Source organism: Paractinoplanes globisporus DSM 43857 (assembly GCF_000379645.1).
Taxonomy (GTDB): Bacteria; Actinomycetota; Actinomycetes; order Mycobacteriales; family Micromonosporaceae; genus Actinoplanes; species Actinoplanes globisporus.
In genome coordinates this window covers 1-21,325 of sequence record NZ_KB903330.1, presented here as the reverse complement: position 1 = coordinate 21,325, position 21,325 = coordinate 1, and the positions used below count along the sequence as shown (strand labels likewise).

Genomic DNA, 21,325 nt, shown 5'->3' with positions numbered 1-21,325 from the left:
TTTCGCCACGCAAGGCATCTCGCCTAGTGCCAGCACGTTCACGGTTGGCTTGTCTTCCCCGAACCCAGCCGTGTTCTAGCGGCACACGTACGCCCTGACTGCGCCGTGCGTCCTCCGCAATCAAGCCGACCTGGGGTGCACGCCTCATCCCAACATGTACGCGCATCCGATGCCTCCTCAAGATCACAGCGGTCGGTCCACCCATTTGGATCGACGAATGCGGTGCAGGCATAGGCGGTCGCTGAGGCCTGTATTTGATCTCGTCCGTCCCGGATACTGGGGGTCAATACTTGACTTGGGGGCAGTCATGGTTTTTCTCCGCGGTCCCGGTCGGCTTAGCGCATGGGCCGTCATAATGATCGCCTGCCTATTAGCCGAGGCACCCGATCCCTGGAATATGTCACCCTATCAGCCGAGCAGCAGCGGCCGGCGTTTCAAATACGTTTGCCCCGAATGCGGGAGCTACCGCACATTCCCAAGGAAGCGCCTTAGAGAGCCAAAATGTCGTTACGATGACACTCGAATGGTTTACACACCTAGGCGAAGAAGGGACTAGCGCATGCTCGGGAGCCTGGCACAAGCAGGCACGAAGGCTCTGGGTGGTGAGCGGTTCAGCCTGGTCAACGTCCTGCCGGCCACACTCCTCGTCGGCTATGTTTCCTTTCTCGCGATCTCAGGGGTGTATGCCGGGCGCAACGTTTCCATAAATGACATTCCCAAGGTAGCGGGAAGGAATCCCGGATGGGCAATCCTTGCCGTGGTCGTGATATTCGTGACGTCTTTTCTTCTTCGACCATTCCAGATGGCTCTGGTCTGGATCCTGGAAGGCTACTGGCAATCCACACCCCTCCTTCGTTCGGTCGCCCCGTGGGCTGTCGAGCGACATGTGCGTAGGCGACACACATCTGACGTCACAGAGTCACGCCACATACCGGAGCCGTCTTCTAGCATCGCGCTGGCTGAAGTCGTCGCCGAACGAATCCGAGTCCGGCGGGAAGCCGTCGTGACGGAACGTGCTGCCCGGATCCTGAAACGGTATCCGGCTGACCGGCCTGTCCTCGACGAGGATGACCTACTCCAGACGGTCGAGGTACGTATCATGCCCACCGGCTTGGGTAACATTCTCCGAAAGGCCGAAGATGATTCGGGCTATCGCTACGGCCTCAGCCTGCCGGACATTGCCCCACGCCTGTACGCCGTTCTCCCCGAGAAAATCAGCAAGGAAATCGTGCGCAGCCTCGACCTCATCGAGGCTGGCGCGGCCGTAAGCACAGCCAGTTCACTTGCCGCGCTGGCCTCCCTGCCGTTACTAGCCCGTGCAGACCTGTGGGCCGTCGCCCCGCTGATAGCGATCGTCCTGGCCATCTTTGCATACTCGGGAACCCTACGAACTGCGCAAGGGCACGGCCGACTCCTCGCAACCGCGGTCGACCTGTATCGATTCGACATGTTAGCGAAACTGCATTACCGACTGCCGACCACGGTCGATGAGGAGTGGGATTTCAACGTCGATCTATCTAACTTCTTTTCCTATGGTGATCAGTTGGCGCGTGACATCATGTCTGACTATTCCTACGTCCATCCCGAGAAGAATCCGGAGCCGCCGACTTCGTCCGACGGCGCGTCCTCCCCTCCCGCGAAGGAGCAGGCAGCTGATTGACGGTGAGGACTCCGCCCCATCCTTGGACGTTGAGCACAATTCTGCGCTCGGCTGACTCGTCCGCATCCGGCGGGCGCGCGTCGCTCACGGCTCCTAGAAACGTGACGCGCCTGCTGAGCTCGACGCGACCGGCTTGCACATGCCAACCATGTGGGACGACGATCTCAATCCGCCCGCCGAGGAGAGTCACGTCGACATTCAGGTCGTCCTCGCCCTGCGGAAAGCGCGCAGCACCAAGGTCCACCTTTATTTCACCGAGGACACTGAGCAACACGAGCTTGGCCGGCGCAACATCCTTCGTTTGCCACGACACCGGCCACATGATTGACCGCAGTGTTCGAACGACCTCGTATTCGGTTGACCTCTGATCGTCAGGGCGCATCACCAGCAACGCTCCTCCCACCAGGACAAGTGGCGGGATGACGCCCTGGAACCACGAAGCCCTCAGCAAGCCCGAATCTAGCGCGATGACGACGATGCCGCCGATCAACAGCACCAACGGTCCGGCCCGGAGCCCGGACGGGATGGACGAGCGGAGCAGCAGGCCGATTCCGGCTACGGCGGCGACCCACGGCAATGCCGTTACCAACGCCACGCCTATGCGCGCCAACGCATCAACACCGCCAGCTATCCACGTTGAAGCGACGATCGTCGCAAGCAGTCCCATGAGGACGCGGCACCTGCCCCGAAGCACAACGGTCGATACCACGATCGCGAATCAGACGCGACGCACCACGCCGAAAGGTAGTCGGCTGCCGAACGGCGCAGTGACAGTGGGCTGCCGATCGCCCTGTCGCGGGGGTGTTCGTGGCCGCGTGTGCGGGCGGCACTAACCCGGATAGCAGCACCTCGCCGCGGGTGGCGGTCACTTGTCGAGTTGCCTGCGCTGCCGCCGGGGAGGCGGGTGACGGTCAACCACGCGAGCTCGCATAGGGGGCTCACAGCAGCGGGATGGGCCGGCGGAAGCGGATCTCGGAACCTATCTCGACCTTGCCCTGGCGCTGCGCGACCTTCTGGCCAGCCAGGAGCAGGGTGCCCTCGAACTCCCAGGTGCCGGCCCGGACGGCCACCAGATGGCCGTCGACCACTACGCCGATCAACCCCCGTACGGTGAAATCGAGCTTTGCGCGAAGGCCGACCGAGGCGACCGGCAGGTCCGCCAGTTGCACCTCCACGCTGGGCCGGTAGTCGAAGGACGCGGTGTGGGTCGCCATCTCGGCCAGTTCCTCGCCGCCCGGGTTGGCCAGGCTCATGACGGCCGCGTCCCGCAGGGCGGTGAAGCGGGTCCAGCTCTGCTCGAAGATGTCGAAGACGTTCATGTCCAGGATGCCGTCGGCGACCCGGCCGACCTCGGCGAGCACGGCGTTCTTGCCGGCCGCGGGCATCCGAACCAGACCGCCGCGGATCTCGTCGGCGGCCGCACCATCGCGCACGGCCCGGGTCAAGGCGTCGACGGCCTCGGCGGGTTCGTCGAAGAACAGCGCCCGGACGGGCGGGGTCTCGGTCATGGTGGCTCCTCCCGGATGTGGATGCCCGGCGGCGGGCGGCGCACGATCAACCGGATCGATCGGCGCGGGGCGGCTTCCGGCCGATCGACTGCCACCGACAGCGGACCGGGCGGCAGAACGGGCACCACGGCTACGCCGTCCGGCAGGTCGGCTTCCTCGGTCTTGGTGTGCTTCGGCCGGCCGCGGAACCGGCGAACCAAGGACTGGCCGATGAACAGCGCCACGCCGAGGAGGGCGACCGCACCGGTGCGCCAGATGACGCCCACGACCTTCTTCCACCAGGGCCGCTGATCCTCCGTCTCGGCGACCGGCACGCCCACGTTGGTCCGGCCGTCGGCGGTCGCCGTGCTTCCGGAGCGGCCGTAGCTCACCTGCCAGACCAGGGTCGCGATGCCGGGCGGCGCCTCCTTGGGCATGACCACGTCGGCGATCCAACCCTGGCCGGACCGGGTACAGACGGCCAGCACGCCGCCCGGGGTGATTCCCGCGTCGCAGCCGGTGATCGCGGGCCCGTTGTAGTACGACCGAGGGGTGACCTTGACGTGCCCGCCGGGCGGCACCGAGGCCGGTGCGACCTCCACCCCGAACTGTGCGGCCGGTGGGGTGTTGCCCAGCACCCGGTAGGCGATGGTGCCGTTGCCGGGCCCGGTCGCCGAGGTGACGTCCCAGAGCAGCGGAAGGTCGCCCGGATCGGCGTCGCGGGGAACGGTGAGGGTGGCGGTCCACATTCCACCGGAGCCGGCGCACTGCACGATCCGCGCGCCGCCGAACGCGGCCCGGCAGCCGGTGATCGCCGTTGCCGGCGTGAGGGCGGAGACCGTGACGTGTACGGACTTTCCAGGCTTGGCGGATTCCGGCTCGGTGCGCGCGATGAAGGCGGGAGGTGGTCCTTGGGCGGTCGTCGTCGTGGTTCCGGCAGGCTGCTTGACCGGCGGTAACGTGGACTGGCGCGTCTTGCCGGATTTATCAGTGTTGTCGGTCTTGTCGATCTTCGGCGGGGCGCTGGTCTTCGCCTTCGGCGGCAGGACCTCGAAGGGAAGGTCACCGTTGCCGGGGAAGGGTGCGCCGGCCGCGTCCACCCCATCCACGCCCCAGTGCAGCAACGTGGCCCCGGGCGGGGTTTTCTGGGGCACCTTGGTGCGGGCGAACGAGCGCTCGTCGGTGGACTGGCAGGTTCCCCCGTCGTCGTTCGGGAAGAACACGAGGCAGTCGCGGACGGTGATGCCCATGACCGCCGGCTCGATCGTCAGGGTGATCTCGTCGCCGGGGCGCCCGCGGCCGGGCTGGGCGGTCACGGTGTAGCGCACCCGCTCGGCGACCACCGGCACGACCAGCACATCGCCGACGGGTTCGACCGTCTCACCACGGCGTTTGCTCTCGTAATGCAGGAGCCACGGGATCCGGAGCCGGCTGCCCACCGGCGTGTCCGGCGGGATCATGACCACCGCGGTGTTCGCCGCGCTGCACCCCACATCGACCTGGAAGGTAATTCCGCAGTCGTGGATGGTGACGCCGGTGGTGTCGGCGCGGAAAGTGACCACGAGCGGCAGGCCGGGCTGCGCGGTCGAGGGTGACACGTCGAACTTCGGTGGCAGGAGCCCGATCGCGACCCCGGTCTTGCCGGAGCCCACGTCGTCCGGCGACGGACTCGTTCCGGCGAAGAGGTAGGTCAAATCCCATTCCAGCAGCTCTCGCCCGCCTTGCGGCACGTTCTCCGGGACGGTGATCTCGACGGACTTCTTACCGGCCGGAACGTCGTCGCAATCGCCGTCGACCTCGGCGAAGCGGACGTGGCACCTGCTGATCCACAGGCCCGCGGTCAGGGCGGAGAAGACGACCTCGAGCGGCTTTCCCGGCACCGCGACCCTCGGTTTCACCGACACGTCGACCTGCAGGATCGTGAAGTCCACCAGGCCGCTCTCCAGGAACGGGTCCAAGGCCGCCCGCAGGCCGATGGTCGACGGCCATGCCTGCCAGTGGAGCTTCGTTCCCGGTGAGTCCGGCACCTTGATCTTGACTGAGTACGGCGAGGCGCCAGTCCTGGGACACGGTTCGGCGGCCTTGGGATCAACGGGGCCGCCGTCCTGATCCGCCTCCCCGAACCAGACGCGGCATTCCGACAAGGGGTGCTTGTCATCCGTTTTCAGGTCGGTGAAATCGACCTGAATCTCGCGGCCGGGCAGAGCCTGGGCGGGCGTGGCGACAGCGGTGTACGGCGCCCGCAGCGACGCGGCGGCGGGGCTCAGGGCCGGCGCGAAGGCCAGCAGAACGATGACAATGCGGGCCAACCATCGTGGCTTCACGTTTGTCAGACTTGACCGGTTTCTGGCGCCAGTCAGTCATGTCATGGACACAATCCGTACAGCGCCTAATCGAGCTCGTGGTTGTCCGGCAGGGTGCCCGCGGGCGCGACCGCCTCGAGCATCAGCCGGAGGGCCGTGACGGCGTGCCGGCGGTGCTCGTCGAGCACGTCCACCGCTCGCTCGATGTCGCCTGCCTTGACCGCGGCCACCAGTTCGTGATGTTCGGCGTCGACCCGCTCGCGGTTGCCGGGCTCGGTGAAGTAGACCGAGCGGTAGACCTCGGTGGCGTCCCACAGCAGGCCGAGGATCCGGACCAGCCGGGGCAGCCCGCACGCTTCGATGAGGGCGAAGTGGAACCGCCGGTTCGCCTGCGTCATCCCGGCCACGTCGGCGGCCTCGGCGGCCGCCTGGACCTCACGCTCGGCCTCCGCCAGCCGGTCCACGTCCTCGGTGGTCATCTGCGGAAGCCCGACGCGGACCGCCTCGGCCTCGAGGATCTCCCGGATGCGGTAGACCTCGAGCAGATCCGGCAGCGACAGCTGCGTGACGAAGTAGCCGCGGTGGGCGACGTACCTGACCTGGCCCTCGCCCTCGAGGATCTTCAAGGCCTCGCGCAGCGGAACCCGGCTCACCCCGAGCTCGGCGGCCAGCGCGTCCTGGACGATCTGTTCACCCGGCCGCAGCTGCCCGGTGACGATCAACCGGCGCAGCTCGGCGAGCACCGCCTCCTGCGCGGTGGGCGGCTTCCGGAAGGTCTGACTCACGCGGACACGGTATCGGGCGTATACGCTGTATACACCGATGGAGACGATCGATGCGTCCTGACGAGATCGCCACCGCGCTGCGGCAGGCCTTCCGCGAGCGCCTCATCCCGCCCGGCCAGGCCCTGAACCAGGACGAGCTGGCCCGGCGCTTCGGCGTGAGCCGGATCCCGCTGCGCGAGGCCCTGCGCACCCTGGTCGGCGAAGGCCTGATCATCATGCGGCCGGGCCTGGGCGCGGTGGTCACCGAGCTCAATGTGGACGAGGTCGAGGAGCTGTACGGCCTGCGGCTGCAGCTGGAGCCGCCACTGGCGCCCGGCATCGTCGAGCGCCTGGGGCAGCGCGACGTCGACGACCTGGCCCGGCTGGTGGAGGGGATGCGGGCACTCACGGCGGCGCAGTCGGAGGAGTGGTCCACCCTCAACTACCGATTCCACCGCCGGCTGTACGAGCTGTCCGGGCAGCGGCACGCCGTACGGCTGGTCACCCAGGTGCTCAACCTCGTCGAGCCGTACGCACGGGTGCACGCGCACGTGCTCGGGTCCCGGCCTCGCATGCAGCAGGAGCGCGTCGACATGCTGCAGGCCGTCCGCGACCACGAGGCGGAACGGGTCGAGGAGCTCATCGATCGGAGCATCCGGGCCGCTCGCACCGAGCTCGCGCAGGCCATGGCAGAGATATCCATCAATTGATCTCGGTAGCCCGAACCGTGATCGGATCCAATATCCAAAAGCGTTGCCCTCTCCGTACTGACGGCTGTATATATGCATGAACCCGAATCCAATGCCGGAAAGGGGTTCTGCCGTGAGGTCGAAGTCTGCTGTTCTTGCATCGGCGGTGGCATGCTCGCTCGCCCTCGCGGCGTGCGGGTCCAAGGGCGAGGCGCCGTCCGGCGGCTCGGGCACCGGCGACACCCTGGCCATCGGTGCGTCGCTGTCGCTGACCGGCGCGCTCGCCCGGGAGGGCAAGCTGACCCAGGAGGGCTACCAGCTCTGCCAGGACAAGGTGAACGCGCAGGGCGGCGTCCCGGTCGGCGGCAAGAAGCTCAAGCTTGCCATCGAGTACCAGGACGACACCTCCAAACCGGACACTGCCGCCCAGCTCGTCGACCAGTTCAACGACAAGGGTGTCAAGCTCATCCTCGCCTCGTACGGCTCGGCCAACACGGAGGCGCAGGCAGCGGTGATCGAGCGCAACGGGCAGGTCATGGTCGACTCCGCCGGCGCCGACAACAAGATCTTCAGCAAGGGGTACAAGCGCACCTTCGCAGTGCTCTCACCGGCCACCGAGTACGCCTCGTCCATCGTCAAGTCGATCGCCGAGCTCGCCCAGCCGAAACCGAAGTCGGTCGTCTTCCTCTCCGCCGACGACGGGTTCTCCAAAACCGTCACCGAGGGCGGCATGAAGACGGCGCAGGAGCAGGGCTTCACGGTCATGAGCCCGCAGTACTTCAAGAGCGGGACGTCCGACGTCAGCTCCTCCCTGATCAAGGTCAAGGGCCAGCGGCCCGACGTGATCATCGGCTCGGTGCACCTGGTCGAGGGCATCGCGATCGTCAAGCAGGCCAAGGAGCTCGGGGTCGTGCCGGCCGGCGGCTTCGGCGAGACGGTCGCGCCGCCCACCCCCGACTTCGCCAAGACCCTCGGCGCCCAGGCCGAGAACGTGCTCGGCTCCAGCCAATGGACCCCGTCCACCAAGGGCGAGGACAAATACTTCGGCAACGCCCAGCAGTACACCTCCGACATCAGGGCCAAGTTCGGCCACGACGCCGAGTACCACGACGCCGAGGCCAGCGCCGCGTGCCTGGCTCTCACGCTGGCCGCCGAGTCCGCCGGGTCCACCAGCCCCGACAAGGTGCGCGACGCGCTCGCGGCGCTGGACACCGCGTCCTTCTTCGGCAAGATCAAGTTCGACCCGACCGGGCAGAACGTCTACAAGCCGATGTCCGTCATCCAGATCCAGAAGGGCAAGGCCGTGACCGTGTGGCCCAAGGACGCCGCCGAGGCCTCGTTCATCTGGCCCGGCACCGCTTCATGACGTCCTTCCTGCAGGCGACCCTGTACGGGTTGCTCCAGGGTGGCCTGCTCGGGCTGATCGCGGTCGGCTTCTCCCTGGTCTGGGGCGTGATGAACATCGTCAACCTGGCACACGGAGCGTTCGTGGTTCTGGGCGCGTACGTGGGATGGCAGGTCAACGACTGGATCGGCCTGGACCCCTTCCTCGGGATGTTCGTGGCCGCGGCGGTGCTCTTCGGGCTCGGCTACGCACTCCAGCGATGGCTGATCAACCTGGTCGTCAACGGGCCGGTGTTCATCACGCTGCTGCTGACCTTCGGGCTCGACCTGATGATCGTGCAGGCGATGAACATCGCGTTCTCCGCCGACTACCGCAGCATCCCGACCTCGTACGCGGGCGACAGCCTGCACCTCGGGGGCATCCGGGTTCCGCTGGGCCGGTTGCTGGCCTTCGGCGTGTCGGTCGTGGTGACGCTCGCCCTGGTGGCGCTCGTCAATCGCACGCGTACCGGTCTGTCCATCATGGCCACCGGCATGGACCGCGCCGCGGCCCGGCTGATGGGCATCCGGGCGCGGCACGTGTACGCGCTGACGTTCGGGATCGCGGCGGGTCTCGCCGGGATGGCCGGCACCATGATCGGCACAGTCGGGACCTTCAATCCCGCGGCGGCAAGCGGGTACACCCTGCTTTCGTTCGTCATCGCGGTTCTGGGCGGTCTGGGCAATATGTACGGTGCGTTGATCGGGGGCCTGGTGATCGGGCTGGTCGAGGCGTGGGCCGGGCAGTATCTCCCCGGCACCTGGATCAACGCACTGGCCTTCCTGGTCCTGGTCGTCGTGCTGATCGTCCGGCCGTCCGGCCTGGTCGGACGGGCCTACTACGCGGCCCGGCTGGAGGTGTGATGGCGGCCGCCGCGAGGTGGAAGCCTCTGGTGCCCTGGGTGTCGGGAGTGCTGTTGCTCCTGGCCGCGCTCGGCCTGCAGTCCCAGCTGTACTCCGGCCAGGAACGCACGGTCACCGCCATCTTCATGTTCGTCGCGCTCGCCCAGGCGTGGAACCTGCTCGGCGGGTACGCCGGATACGCCTCGTTCGGCCAGGTGGTGTTCTTCGGCATCGGCGGTTACTTCACCGCGGTCGCGATGACCCACTGGCACCTCAGCTTCTGGACCTGTCTGGTGCTCGGCGGGGTTGTCGCCGCGCTGTTCGGCGCGCTGATCGGCATGCCGCTGCTGCGCCTGAGGGGCCATTACTTCGCGATCGCCACCCTCGGCGTGGCCGAGGGCATCCGGGAGGTGGTCACCAACCTGCCCGGGCTGACCGGCGGCGGCGCCGGCATCACGCTGCCCACCGTCGGCGATCAGGCGACCACGGCGTACCTCGGCAATGATGGTTTCTATCTGCTCTTCCTGGCGCTTGCCGCGCTGGCTGTGCTGGTCAGCGGGCTGGTCGCGGGCAGCCGGGCCGGGTATGCCCTGCGGGCGATCCACCAGGACGAGCAGGCGGCCGCCGCGATGGGTGTCAACACCACCCGCATCAAGGTCCTGACGTTCGCCCTGTCCGGCCTCATCACCGGCCTGGTCGGGGCGACGTACGCGTTCCAGCAGGTGACGATCTTTCCGGAGCGGCTGTTCGACGTCGACATCACCGTGCTCATGGTGGTGATGGTGGTCATCGGCGGCAGCGGCACTGTGCTCGGTCCGCTCGTCGGCGCCGTGATCCTGCAGTTCCTGTCGGAGTACCTGCGCCAGAACTACACGAGCTACCACATCTTCCTGCTGGGCGCGATCATCATCGTCGCGGTGGTCCTGCTTCCCCAGGGCGCGGTCAACTACCTGCGCGACGCCCGGCGCACCGGGGAGTACTCGCTGCTCGCCAACGTACGGAGGTACCGCTTGTGACCGCGACGCCGGTGCTGCGGACCGAACACCTCAGCCGGCGATTCGGCGGCCTGAACGCCGTCTCCGATGTCTCGCTCAGCATCCCCGAGGGCGAGACGGTCGGCGTCATCGGCCCCAACGGCGCCGGCAAGAGCACGCTCATCAACCTGGTCACCGGCCACCTCAAGCCGAGCTCCGGCCGGGTGTTGATCGACGGAAGAGACCTCACCGGCGCTCGGCCCTGGGTCATCACCCACGCCGGGGTGGCCCGGACGTTCCAGATCGTCAAACCGTTCCGCGGCATGACGGTGCGGGAGAACGTCGCGATCGGGATCCTGTACGGCCCACACGGCGTACGCCGCATGTCGCACGCTCGCGAGCAGGCCACCCGGGTGCTCGAGGAGACGAACCTGGCCGACCTGGCCGAACGCGCTCCGGGCGAGCTCTCGGTCGCCGACGCACGCCGGCTCGAGTTCGCCAAGGCGCTGGCCCTGCGGCCACGACTTCTGCTGCTCGACGAGGTGATGGCCGGGCTGCGGCACCGGGAGATCGAGTCGAGTCTGGAGCTCATCCGCACGCTGAAGACCCGAGGCATCACGATCGTCGTCGTGGAGCACGTCATGCGAGCGATCCTGGCCGTCAGCGACCGGGTCGTGGTCCTGCACCACGGCAAGGTGCTGACCGAGGGCCGGCCCCGGGACGTGCTGTCCGATCCTCAGGTGGTGGAGGCGTACCTCGGCCACCGGTACGCCCAGCGGCGGACGGGCGGCTCATGATGCTCGAGGTACGGAAGCTGAGCGCCGGCTACGGCCGGGTGCAGGTGCTGTGGGACATCGACCTGTCGGTGGGCGAACGCGAGATCGTGGCGCTCGTCGGCCCGAACGGCGCCGGCAAGACCACCCTGCTGCGGACGCTGTCCGGCGTGATCCGGATGCGTGGCGGAACGGCGGAGTTCCGCGGCCGGTCACTGGGCGACCGGTCGATCGAGCAGATCGTCGACCTGGGCATCGCCCATGTGCCGGAGGGCCGCCGGCTGTTCGCGGGCCTGACCGTACGCGCCAACCTCCTGCTCGGCGGCTGGCGGACGAAGAACACCGACCTGGACCGGGTGATCGAGTTGTTCCCGCCGCTCGAACCGCGGCTCGAGCAGGTGGCCGGCAGCCTCTCCGGCGGTGAGCAGCAGATGTGCGCCATCGCTCGCGGGTTGATGAGCCAGCCGGAACTCATGATGATCGACGAGTTGTCGCTCGGGCTCGCTCCGCTCATCGTGGACGAGATCCTCGCCCGATTGCCCGACATCGCCGCGGCCGGCACCTCGGTTCTGCTCGTGGAACAGGATGTGGACGCGGCGCTGTCGGTCGCGGAGCGCGCCTACGTGCTCGAGACGGGCCAGGTCACCCTCAGCGGCAAGGCCGGCGTGCTGCTTGCCGACAAGCGGATTCAGGAGAGCTACCTGGGTATCGCGTAGTGGCCGTCGGCCGTTTCACAGCAGCGGGATCGGCGGGTGGAAGCGGATCTCGGCGGCTATCTCGATCTCGCCCCGGCGCTTGGCGACCTGCTGGTCGGCCAGGGTCAGCGTGCCCTCGTACTCCCAGGTCCCCGCCCGGACCCCGACGAGTGCGCCGTCGACCACGATGCCGATCAGCCCCCGTACGGTGAACTCGAGAAGTGCCCGCAGGCCGACCGTGGCGACCGGGAGGTCGGAAAGGTGCACCTCCACGCTCGGCCGATAGTCGAAGGACGCGGTGTGGGTCGCCATCTCCACCAGTTCCGCGCCGCCGGGGTTCGACAGGCTGGTCTCGGCCGCGTCCTGCAAGGCAGTGACGCGGTTCCAGCTCTGCTCGAAGATGTCGATCACGTTCATGTCCAGGATGCCGTCGGCGACCTTGCCGACCTCGGCCAGCACGGCGTTCTTGCCGGCCGCGGGCATCCGGCCCAGGCCGCCGCGGATCTCGCCGGCGGCCTCGCCGGAGCGTACGGCCTGGGTCAGCGCGGCGACGGCGTCGGCGGGGCTGTCGAAGAACAGCGCTCGAACCGGCGGTGCGGCGGTCTCGGTCATGGCGGCTCCTCACCGATGTGGATGCCCGGCGGCGGCCGCCGCACGGTCAGCCGGATCAGCCGGCGCGGGGGCGCGTCCGGCTCGTCGAACATCACCGACAGCGGGCCGGCCGGGCGCACGGCCACCACGTCGACGAGTTCCGGCAGCTCGGCGTCCTCGGTTTTGGTGCGTTGCAGCCGGCCGCGGAGCCGGCGTAGCAGGGTGCGGCCGCCGAACAGAGCCACCCCGAGCAGCGCGACCGCCCCGGATTTCAAGATGACGCCCAGTACCTTCTTCCACCAGGGCTGATGGTCTTCGGTCTGGGCCAGCACGCCCACATTGGTCCGGCCGTCGGCGGTCGCCGCGCCGGCGTTGTAGGCCACCTGCCAGAGCAGCGTCGCGGTGCCGGGTGGCGCGTCCTTCGGTACGACCACGTCGGCGACCCAGCCCCGGGCGGTCGCGGCGCAGGCGGCCAGCACGCCGCCCGGTGCGATGCCCGCGTTGCAGCCGGTGATCGGCGGCCCGTTGTCGTACGACCGATGGGTGACCTTGATGTGCCCGCCGGGCGGCACCGAGGCCGGATCGACCTCCACCCCGAACTGCGGGCTCGGCGCGCTGTTGCCGAGCACCCGATAGGCGATGGTGCCGTTGCCGGGCCCGGCCGGTGACGTGACATCCCAGAGCAGCGGCAGGTCGCCCGGCTCGGCGTCGCGAGGAACCGTGAGGGTCGCGATCCAGAGCCCGCCCGACCCGGCGCACGGCACGATCCGCTCGCCACCGAACGTGGCGCGGCAGCCGGTGATCGCCGTCGCCGGGGTGAGCGCGGAGACGGTGACACGCACGGATTTCCCGGGCTTGGCGGCCTCGGGCTCAGTGCGGGCCACGTACTCGGGATGTGGTTCTTGATTGGTAGTGGTGGTTGTGGTTGTTGTCGTCGTGGTCCGTGGCGTCGTCGACTCGACCGGGGGCAGCGTGAGACGTGTCCGGGACCGAGATGGCGTCGGGGTGGTCTTTCCCTTCGGTGGCAAGACATCGAAGGGAAGGTCACCGTGGTCGGCGAGGGGTGCACCGGCGGCGTCCACCGAGCCCACGCCCCAGTGCAGCAGAGTGGCGCCGGGCGCGGTTCCCGCGGGCACCCAGGTCCGGGCGAACCACCGTTCGTCGGTGGCCTGGCACGTTCCCCCGTCGGCGCTCGGGAAGAACACCAGGCAGTCGACGATGCTGACTCCCTTGACCGTCGGCTCGATCGTCAGCGTGATCTCGTCGCCGGGACGCCCGCTGCCGGGCTGGGCGGTCACGGTGAAACGCACCCGCTCCGCGACCACCGGAACACTGAGCACGTCTTGGACCGCGTCGGGCTTCTCGCCGGGGCGGGCGCTCTTGTAGTGGAGGAACCACGGGATCCGGAGCCTGCTGCCCACCGGGGTGTCCGGCGGGATCATGACCACCGCGGTGCGCGCCGGGCTGCACCCCGCTTGGGCCTGGTAGGTGATGCCGCAATCGTCGATGGTGACGCCGGTGGTGTTGCTACGGAAGGTGACGACGAGCGGCAGGCCGGGCTGCGCGGTCGAGGGCGACACGTCGAATTTCGGTGGCAGCAGCGCGATTCCGACCTTGGTCGTGCCGGTGCCCACATCGTCCCGTGATGGCTTCGCTCTGGCGTAGAGGTAGGTGAGACTCCATTTCAGGACGTCTTGGCCGCCCGGCGGGACGCTGTCGGGGATGACGATCTCGATGACCTTCTGGCGGGCCGGAATCTCGTCGCACCGGCCGTCGACCCCGGCGAAGGCGACGCCGCATTTGGTTATCCGCAGGCCCTCGGTCACTGCGGAGAATATGACGTTGAGCGGCTTTCCTGGCACCGCCACGTTCGGTTTGACCGATACGTCGACCTGCAGGATCGTGAAATCCACGATGCCGCTCTCCGTATAGGGGGCCGAATTCGCTACCTGATTGACGCCGGGCTCCTGCGCCTCCCAGTGGAGCTCCAATTCGGGCGAGTCCGGCACCTCGATCTCGACCGAGCGCTGCGAGTCTCCGTCGGCCGGGCACGGAACGGCGGCCTCGAGAACGAACCAGACCCGGCATCCGCCCAGCGGGAATTTGTATTTGTCCTTCGTCTGCAGATCAACTCGGACCATACGGCCGGGCATGGCCTTGGGTGGGACTGGCGAGAGCAGAGAAGTAATTTTCCCGCAGCGAACCCGCGGCGGGGGCCACGGCCGGCGTCGAGGCGAGCAGAACGATCACAACGCCGGCGAACCAGCGTGCGACGAAGCACTTCACACCTCCACGTTCCCCGCATATCTCCCCGCGGTCAGTCATGTCATGGACACGGCCCGTGATTCCTACGGGCGCGAGCTCGGGCTGGCGAAGGTCATTCTGTTGTGGCGATACCGGGCACCACCACCAAGGAGCAGGCATGACCACGATCCACTTCACCGAGACAACGACCGCGACGCCGCAGCAGTTCGTCGCGGCGCTCACCGACTTTGGACCCGGCCGCTCGAAGATCTGGGGCAACACCGACGACGGCTACCTCAAGGTGCACGACGAGAGCCCCAGCACGGCCGACGTCACGGAGGGTTCCGGGGGCGTCTGGGAACGACTGCACTACGACTGGTCCGACCCGAACCGCGTCGTCATGACGACCACCGACTCCAACGTGTGGGGAGGCAACTCCGGCCACACCTACACCTTCAAGGAACGCGGCGACGGGCGTACGGACGTGGACGTGGTGATTGTGCGTGAGGGCAAGAATCTGAAGGGCCGGGCGCTCGCTGCCCTGCTCGGAACGGGCGGCAAACGCGTCCTGGAGAAGCGGTTCGAGGCGACCGTCCACGCCATCGAGGCCCGCGACAGCGACACCGGGACGGCGTGAACCTGCTCATCGGTCGATCGAGGCCATGTTGGCGTCGTCGTGACGGGCTCCGGCCGCCGGCCGCAGCGCGTCGAGGCGGGCGAGTTGCGCGGCCGTGAGCTCGACGGCGTCCGCCGCGGTGTTCTCCTCGACCCGCGCGACACGGCGGGTGCCGGGGATGGGCGCGATGTCGTCGCCGCGGGTCAGGATCCAGGCGAGGGCGGTCTGCGCGGGAGTGGCACCGATCTCGGCGCCGATGGCCGTCACCTCGTCGACGATGGCGAGATTCCGCTGGAAGTTCTCGCCGGTGAAGCGCGGGTTGGTCTTGCGCCAATCGTCGTCGGCGAAGTCGTCGACGGTGCGGATCTGCCCCGTCAGCAGACCATGACCGAGCGGCGAGTACGGCACGAAGCCGATGCCGAGTTCGCGCAGCAGCGGCAGGACCTCCGCCTCCACGTCGCGGGTCCAGAGCGAGTACTCCGTCTGCAGGGCCGAGACCGGCTGCACCGCGTGGGCGCGGCGAATGGTCTCCGGCGACGCCTCGGACAGACCGAAGTGCAGCACCTTTCCCTGCGCGATGAGGTCGGCGACCGCGCCCGCGGTCTCCTCGATCGGGGTGTTCCGGTCGACTCGGTGCTGGTAGTAGAGATCGATGTGATCGGTGCCGAGACGCTGGAGCGACCCCTCGACGGCGGCCTTCACGTTGGCCGCGCTGCTGTCGGTCACGCCAGGGCCGCCTCCGGCATGAGAGACCAGTCCGAACTTCGTCGCGATCTTCACCTGGTCACGGCGGCCCTTGATCGCCTCGCCGACGATCTCCTCGCTGAGGTACGGGCCGTAGATCTCCGCGGTGTCGATGTGGGTCACTCCGAGATCGAGAGCGCGGTGGATGGCGCGGATGGATTCGGCGTTGTCGAGGCCGCCCTCGCTCGTGTAGACGCCGGCCATGGTCATCGCGCCGAGGCCGATACGGGAGACGGTCAGGCCGCCGAGGTGTGCGTTCCTCATGCCATGACTCCTTGGATGGTCAGGCCGCCGGCGGCGGCACCACCAGAGAACCGGCTGCCGGGAGCGCGGGGAAGTTGCTGCTGGACGGTGTACTGGCAGCCCACCCTTCGTCCTCGGCGTCGCGCCTAGCCTGGACGGGTGGACAACCGAGACGAGGTCAAGGCGTTCCTCAGCTCCCGCCGCGCCAAGATCACCCCCGAGCAGGCGGGCCTGCACAGCTACAGCCACAACCGGCGGGTACCGGGGTTGCGCCGCAGCGAGGTCGCCGACCTGGCCGGCGTCAGCGTCGAGTACTACGCCCAACTCGAGCGCGGCAACCTCGCCGGCGTCTCCGACAGCGTCCTCGACGCCCTCGCCCGAGCACTACAGCTGGACGAGGCCGAGCGAGCCCACCTGACCGACCTCGCCCGCGCCGCCGGCCCGGCCTCCCGCACCCGCCGCCGCAAGCCGGCCGCCCAGCAGGTACGGCCCAGCGTGGCGCGCATTCTCGACGGGATGATCGGCGTGCCGGCCATGGTCAACAATGCCCGACTCGACGTCGTCGCGGCGAACCCGCTCGCGGAGGCGTTGTTCGCGCCCGAGTTCGCCGATCCGGCCCGACCGGTCAACCACGCCCGGTTCAACTTCCTCGATCCCCGCGCCCGCGACTTCTGGCTCGACTGGGAGCGCGCCGCCGACGACAGCGTCGCCATGCTGCGTACCGAGGCCGGCCGCGACCCCCACGACAAGGCATTGATCGACCTGGTCGGGGAGTTGTGCACGCGCAGCGAGGACTTCCGCGGCCGTTGGGCAGCTCACGACGTACGCCTGCACCGGATCGGACTCAAGCACATCCACCACCCGGTGGTCGGTGACCTGCACCTGTCCTACGACGTCCTGGAACTACCCGCCGACCCGGGCCTCGCCATGATCGCCTTCAGCGCCGAGGCCGGCTCGCCCGACGACGACGCCCTCAAGCTTCTCGCCAGCTGGGCCGTCACTCACACGACGCCGCGCCGGCGATAAGACGGCGCTCGGAAAGACCGGGTGGGGGACTGCGCCCGTTGACTCGCGTTGATACATCTGAAATCTTAGATGCCTGTCTACGCAAAAACTCGGCAGAACGCAGAAATTTGTCTTGGTCTCGCCGAAACTTCGTGGCAGGCGTCCCCATCCCCCGCTGGCTGCCGTGGACCCCGACCGTGGCTGCCAGGCGCGCAGAACAGAGGGCTTCATGAGAGATCGACCGCTCCCCCGAAGATTGCTCAGCACGGTCGTGGCCACCGTCCTGGTCGCCGCCGCGCTCTCCCCCGGAACCGCGCACGCCGCCGGCGGCCCGAACCTGGCCGTGGGCAAGGCGGCCACGGCCTCGGGCGCCAACGGCCCGTACGCCGCGTCCAATGTGACCGACGGCAACGCCAACTCGTACTGGGAAAGCCCGAACGGCGCCTTCCCGCAGTGGGTCCAGGTCGACCTGGGCAGCGCGACCGCCGTCGACCAGGCCAAGCTGAAGCTGCCGCCGTCCACCGCCTGGGGTGCCCGCACCCAGACGCTGACCCTCCAGGGCAGCACGAACGGCTCGACCTGGAGCACGCTGTCCGCCTCGGCGAGCCGCCTGTTCGACCCGGCGAGCGGCAACGCCGTCACCATCGACTTCACCGCCGCCACCATCCGGTACGTCCGGGTCACGATCACCTCGAACACCGGCTGGCCGGCCGGGCAGTTGTCCGAGCTCGAGATCTACGGTGTGGCCGGGCAGGATCCTGATCCGGATCCCGACCCGCCGACGGGCACCAACCTGGCGGCCGGCAAGGCGATGGAGGCCTCGTCCTCGGTCTTCTCCTTCACCGCTCCCAACGCCAACGACAACAACGCCGGCACCTACTGGGAGTCCAACGGCTTCCCCGCCACGCTCACCACCAAGCTGGGCGCCGACGCGAACGTCACGGGTGTCGTGCTGAAGCTCAACCCCGACCCGGTCTGGGGCGCCCGTACCCAGAACGTCGAGGTTCTCGGCAAGGCGCAGACCGCACCGGCGTTCACCTCGCTGAAGGCGCGCGCCGACTATGCCTTCAACCCCTCGACCAACCAGAACACGGTCACGATCCCGGTCACCGGCCGGGTCGCCGACCTGCAGCTGCAGTTCTTCAGCAACACCGGCGCGCCCGGCGGGCAGGTCGCCGAGATCCAGGTGATCGGCACGTGGGCGCCCAATCCCGATCTGGTGGTCACCGCGCTGACCTGGTCACCCTCGACACCCGACGAGACCAGCGCGATCACGGCGTCGGCCACGGTGCGTAACGCGGGTACCGCCGCGTCCGCAGCGACATCCCTGGACGTACGCGTGGGTGGCGCCGTTGGTGGAAGCGGTCAGGTCGCTGCGCTCGCGGCCGGTGCCTCCACCACGGTCGCGGTGAACCTGGGCCGGCTCGCGCAGGGCAGCTACCCGCTGTCCGCGGTCGTCGACCCGGCCAACACGGTCGCCGAGCAGAACAACGACAACAACACCCTGGCCGCGTCGTCCCCGCTGGTGGTGGCACAGGCGCCGGGCCCGGACCTGCAGGTGCTCAGCGTGACCTCGAACCCGGCGAGCCCGGCGGCCGGCGCCTCGGTCAGCTTCACCGTGGCGGTCAACAACCGGGGCACGACCACGGCGGCGGCCACGACCACCCGGGTGGTGGTGAACGGCACGACGCTGAACGCGAACACCGCCGCGGTGGCCGCCGGCTCCACGGTCAACGTGAGCCTCGGGACCTGGACGGCGACCAGCGGCGGGGCGACCATTGTGGCCACGGCCGACGCGACGAACGTGGTGGCGGAGACCAACGAGAACAACAACTCGCGTACGGCATCGATCGTGGTTGGTAGGGGTGCCGCCCTGCCGTACACGACGTACGAGGCCGAAGACGCCCGCTACCAGGGCACCCTGGTCGAGGCGGACGCGAAGCGCACGTTCGGGCACACCAACTTCGGCACCGAGTCGTCCGGCCGCAAGTCGGTACGCCTCACCGGCACCGGTCAGTTCGTCGAGTTCACCTCGACCGTGCCGTCCAACTCCATCGTGGTCCGCAACTCCATCCCGGACGCGCCGAGCGGCGGCGGCCAGAACGCCACGATCAGCCTGTACGTGAACGACCAGTTCGTGCAGAAGCTGACGCTCTCGTCCCGCAACAGCTGGCTGTACGGCACCACCGACGACACCGAGAGCCTGTCCAACACCCCGTCCGGCGACGCCCGGCGGCTGTTCGACGAGTCGCACGCGCTGCTGACCCAGTCCTACCCGGTCGGCACCCGCTTCAAGCTGCAGCGGGACGCCACCGACTCGGCGTCCTTCTACTACATCGACTTCATCGACCTGGAGCAGGTGGCCCCGGCGCTGAGCCAGCCGGCGGGCTGCACCTCGATCACGACCTATGGCGCGGTGCCGAACGACGACATCGACGACTCGGCCGCCATCCAGCGTGCCGTGACCGACGACGAGAACGGCGTGATCAGCTGCGTCTGGATCCCGGCCGGCCAGTGGCGGCAGGAGCAGAAGATCCTCTCGCCCGACCCGACCCGCGGCCAGTACAACCAGAAGGGCATCCGGAACGCCGTGATCCGCGGCGCCGGCATGTGGCACACCGTGCTCTACACGAACACCGAGCCGCAGAACGTGGTCGGCAACATCAACCATCCGCACGAGGGCAACGTCGGCTTCGACATCGACGACAACACCCAGATCTCCGACCTGGCGATCTTCGGCATGACCACCAACCGGGCCAACCGCGGCCACGGCATCAACGGCCGGCTCGGCAAGAACACCAAGATCAGTAACGTGTGGATCGAGCACGTCAACGTCGGCGCCTGGGTCGGCCGCGACTACTCGGACACGCCGGCGTACTGGAACCCCGGTGACGGCCTGGACTTCTCCGGGATGCGCATCCGCGACACGTACGCCGATGGAATCAACTTCACCAACGGCACGCGCAACTCGCGGGTCTTCAACTCCTCGTTCCGGACGACCGGCGACGACTCGCTGGCCGTGTGGGCGAACCCGCGGGTGAAGGACGCCTCGGCCGACGTGACCGTGAACGACCACTTCGTCAACAACACGGTCCAGCTGCCGTGGCGGGCCAACGGCATCGCCATCTACGGCGGCTCGAACAACTCCGTCGAGAACAACCTCGTCTCCGACACCATGAACTACCCCGGCATCATGCTGGCGACCGACCACGACCCGCTTCCGTTCGGCGGGACCACGCTGATCGCCAACAACGGCGTGTACCGGTCGGGCGGGGTGTTCTGGGGCGAGGCTCAGGAGTTCGGCGCGATCACCCTGTTCCCCTCGTCCCGGGACATCACCGGCGTCACCATCCGGGACACCGAGATCATCGATTCCACGTACGACGGAATCCAGTTCAAGACGGGCGGCGGCAACATGCCGAACGTCGCCATCACCAACGTGCGGATCGACAAGTCCAACAACGGCGCCGGCATTCTCGCGATGAGCGGAGCCCGGGGCAACGCGAACCTGACCAACGTCACGATCACCAATTCGGCCGACGGCAACATCGTCGTCCAGCCCGGTTCCCAGTTCGTCGTGACCGGCGGCTGACCATCGGACACCACGATGCCCCCGGCCACCGGCCGGGGGCATCGGCACAGGTCAGGCCGGGTCGTCGCTGCGGACGTGTACCGTCTCGCCGCCCGAGCGTCTCGACCTGGCGTTGCAGGGCGGTCTCGGGATCGACGAGACCACCGGTGGCGGCGGGTTCGGTCATCGCACACCTCGTCCATCGCCGCGGCCGGCGCCTCGGTCCTGCAGCCCGGCCGCGCCTCGGCGCTGTAGCGGGCCAGCCGCGGATCCGCCGTTGGGCGCGGCACCAAGTCAGCCCGGCGACATCCGTATTCAGACGGCCCTCGGCGATTTGCCACACCGTTCGCGCCCGCGTCGCGCCTCCCGGCGACGCCTGCGCGTTATTTCTCAGCGCACGAAGCCCGGAATGCTGATTCGCCATCAGATTTACGCCGACCGGCGCTCAGGCCGACGCCAGGTAAGGGCTACCGCTTCACGGTGCAGTCAGGAATGGGCCGAGGATGGGCAGGTTGTTGAGCGGGAGGTTGGGGAGGACGTGGATTCCCCTGTCGACCGTCGTGTTGTAGGTCGTGTTGTAGTTGACGTTGTAGCTCTTGTCGTGACTGGTGCTGAAAGTCGTGTCGTGGTTGGCGTTGTAAGTGGCGTCGTGGCTGGCGGTGTGATTGGTGTCGTGACTGTTGCTGTTGATGGTGTCGTGATTGGCGTTGTGGTTCACGTCGTGGCTGGCGGTGTGATTG

18 protein-coding genes are annotated in these 21,325 nt (G+C 68.1%); 10 read left to right on the top strand and 8 right to left on the bottom strand.

Features of this window, described 5'->3' with window-relative positions; genetic code table 11:
* Positions 1 to 559 precede the first annotated feature (559 nt).
* Positions 560 to 1,660, top strand: coding sequence for a hypothetical protein (locus A3CQ_RS61375; protein ID WP_157296891.1), 1,101 nt, complete (start codon positions 560 to 562; stop codon positions 1,658 to 1,660).
* Here the strand turns inward: A3CQ_RS61375 and A3CQ_RS61370 are convergent.
* The 4 genes from A3CQ_RS61370 to A3CQ_RS0139435 all read right to left on the bottom strand — a co-directional run bounded on the left by A3CQ_RS61370 (position 1,557) and on the right by A3CQ_RS0139435 (position 6,235).
* Positions 1,557 to 2,327: a hypothetical protein gene (locus A3CQ_RS61370; protein ID WP_157296889.1), complete on the bottom strand. Its 771-nt coding sequence runs from the start codon at positions 2,325 to 2,327 to the stop codon at positions 1,557 to 1,559. The two genes, A3CQ_RS61375 and A3CQ_RS61370, sit on opposite strands and share 104 nt — an antisense overlap.
* 271 nt (positions 2,328 to 2,598) lie before the next feature.
* The gene (locus tag A3CQ_RS0139445) at positions 2,599 to 3,168 is read right to left on the bottom strand and encodes a hypothetical protein (protein WP_020516485.1); all 570 of its coding nucleotides are present in this window, start codon (positions 3,166 to 3,168) and stop codon (positions 2,599 to 2,601) included.
* Positions 3,165 to 5,471, bottom strand: coding sequence for a hypothetical protein (locus tag A3CQ_RS0139440; RefSeq protein WP_245577552.1), 2,307 nt, complete (start codon positions 5,469 to 5,471; stop codon positions 3,165 to 3,167). Before A3CQ_RS0139440 ends, A3CQ_RS0139445 begins: the two co-directional genes overlap by 4 nt.
* A gap of 65 nt (positions 5,472 to 5,536) precedes the next feature.
* Positions 5,537 to 6,235: a GntR family transcriptional regulator gene (locus tag A3CQ_RS0139435; RefSeq protein WP_020516483.1), complete on the bottom strand. Its 699-nt coding sequence runs from the start codon at positions 6,233 to 6,235 to the stop codon at positions 5,537 to 5,539.
* A gap of 50 nt (positions 6,236 to 6,285) precedes the next feature.
* Between A3CQ_RS0139435 and A3CQ_RS0139430 the strand changes: the two genes are divergently transcribed.
* From A3CQ_RS0139430 to A3CQ_RS0139405, 6 genes are all read left to right on the top strand, one after another.
* Positions 6,286 to 6,924, top strand: coding sequence for a GntR family transcriptional regulator (locus A3CQ_RS0139430; RefSeq protein WP_020516482.1), 639 nt, complete (start codon positions 6,286 to 6,288; stop codon positions 6,922 to 6,924).
* Positions 6,925 to 7,036: 112 nt separating this feature from the next.
* Positions 7,037 to 8,269 carry an amino acid ABC transporter substrate-binding protein gene (locus A3CQ_RS55680; protein WP_157296887.1) on the top strand — a complete coding sequence of 411 codons (1,233 nt, stop codon included), beginning with the start codon at positions 7,037 to 7,039 and terminating at the stop codon, positions 8,267 to 8,269.
* Positions 8,266 to 9,150, top strand: a complete 885-nt coding sequence (locus A3CQ_RS0139420) for a branched-chain amino acid ABC transporter permease (RefSeq protein WP_020516480.1) — start codon at positions 8,266 to 8,268, stop codon at positions 9,148 to 9,150. Before A3CQ_RS55680 ends, A3CQ_RS0139420 begins: the two co-directional genes overlap by 4 nt.
* A 47-nt stretch (positions 9,151 to 9,197) precedes the next feature.
* Positions 9,198 to 10,145: a branched-chain amino acid ABC transporter permease gene (locus A3CQ_RS0139415; protein WP_020516479.1), complete on the top strand. Its 948-nt coding sequence runs from the start codon at positions 9,198 to 9,200 to the stop codon at positions 10,143 to 10,145.
* On the top strand, positions 10,142 to 10,900 hold the full coding sequence (locus A3CQ_RS0139410; RefSeq protein ID WP_020516478.1) for an ABC transporter ATP-binding protein: 759 nt from the start codon (positions 10,142 to 10,144) through the stop codon (positions 10,898 to 10,900). Before A3CQ_RS0139415 ends, A3CQ_RS0139410 begins: the two co-directional genes overlap by 4 nt.
* The gene (locus A3CQ_RS0139405; protein WP_020516477.1) at positions 10,897 to 11,592 is read left to right on the top strand and encodes an ABC transporter ATP-binding protein; all 696 of its coding nucleotides are present in this window, start codon (positions 10,897 to 10,899) and stop codon (positions 11,590 to 11,592) included. Before A3CQ_RS0139410 ends, A3CQ_RS0139405 begins: the two co-directional genes overlap by 4 nt.
* A 15-nt stretch (positions 11,593 to 11,607) precedes the next feature.
* Here the strand turns inward: A3CQ_RS0139405 and A3CQ_RS0139400 are convergent, their stop codons facing one another.
* Together A3CQ_RS0139400 and A3CQ_RS0139395 are read right to left on the bottom strand one after the other, a co-directional pair.
* Positions 11,608 to 12,183 carry a hypothetical protein gene (locus A3CQ_RS0139400; protein WP_020516476.1) on the bottom strand — a complete coding sequence of 192 codons (576 nt, stop codon included), beginning with the start codon at positions 12,181 to 12,183 and terminating at the stop codon, positions 11,608 to 11,610.
* On the bottom strand, positions 12,180 to 14,303 hold the full coding sequence (locus tag A3CQ_RS0139395) for a hypothetical protein (protein ID WP_020516475.1): 2,124 nt from the start codon (positions 14,301 to 14,303) through the stop codon (positions 12,180 to 12,182). The genes A3CQ_RS0139400 and A3CQ_RS0139395 overlap by 4 nt, the downstream gene beginning before the upstream one ends.
* Before the next feature lie 281 nt (positions 14,304 to 14,584).
* Here A3CQ_RS0139395 and A3CQ_RS0139390 point away from each other — a divergent pair, with 281 nt between their 5' ends.
* On the top strand, positions 14,585 to 15,043 hold the full coding sequence (locus A3CQ_RS0139390) for a hypothetical protein (RefSeq protein WP_020516474.1): 459 nt from the start codon (positions 14,585 to 14,587) through the stop codon (positions 15,041 to 15,043).
* 6 nt (positions 15,044 to 15,049) lie between these two features.
* On the opposite strand, the gene A3CQ_RS0139385 is transcribed toward A3CQ_RS0139390, so the two are convergent.
* Complete coding sequence (locus A3CQ_RS0139385; RefSeq protein WP_020516473.1) at positions 15,050 to 16,030, bottom strand: aldo/keto reductase; 981 nt, start codon at positions 16,028 to 16,030, stop codon at positions 15,050 to 15,052.
* A 138-nt stretch (positions 16,031 to 16,168) separates the two neighbouring features.
* On the opposite strand from A3CQ_RS0139385, the gene A3CQ_RS0139380 reads away from it, so the two are divergent.
* Together A3CQ_RS0139380 and A3CQ_RS0139375 are read left to right on the top strand one after the other, a co-directional pair.
* Positions 16,169 to 17,035, top strand: a complete 867-nt coding sequence (locus A3CQ_RS0139380) for a helix-turn-helix domain-containing protein (RefSeq protein ID WP_020516472.1) — start codon at positions 16,169 to 16,171, stop codon at positions 17,033 to 17,035.
* A gap of 208 nt (positions 17,036 to 17,243) precedes the next feature.
* Entirely contained in the window at positions 17,244 to 20,606 is a 3,363-nt protein-coding gene (locus tag A3CQ_RS0139375) for a CARDB domain-containing protein (RefSeq protein ID WP_026206710.1), read from the top strand.
* Positions 20,607 to 21,060: 454 nt separating this feature from the next.
* Here the strand turns inward: A3CQ_RS0139375 and A3CQ_RS55675 are convergent.
* Positions 21,061 to 21,325 (bottom strand): hypothetical protein (locus A3CQ_RS55675; protein ID WP_040433904.1); only part of this gene is annotated, 265 nt, incomplete at its 5' end.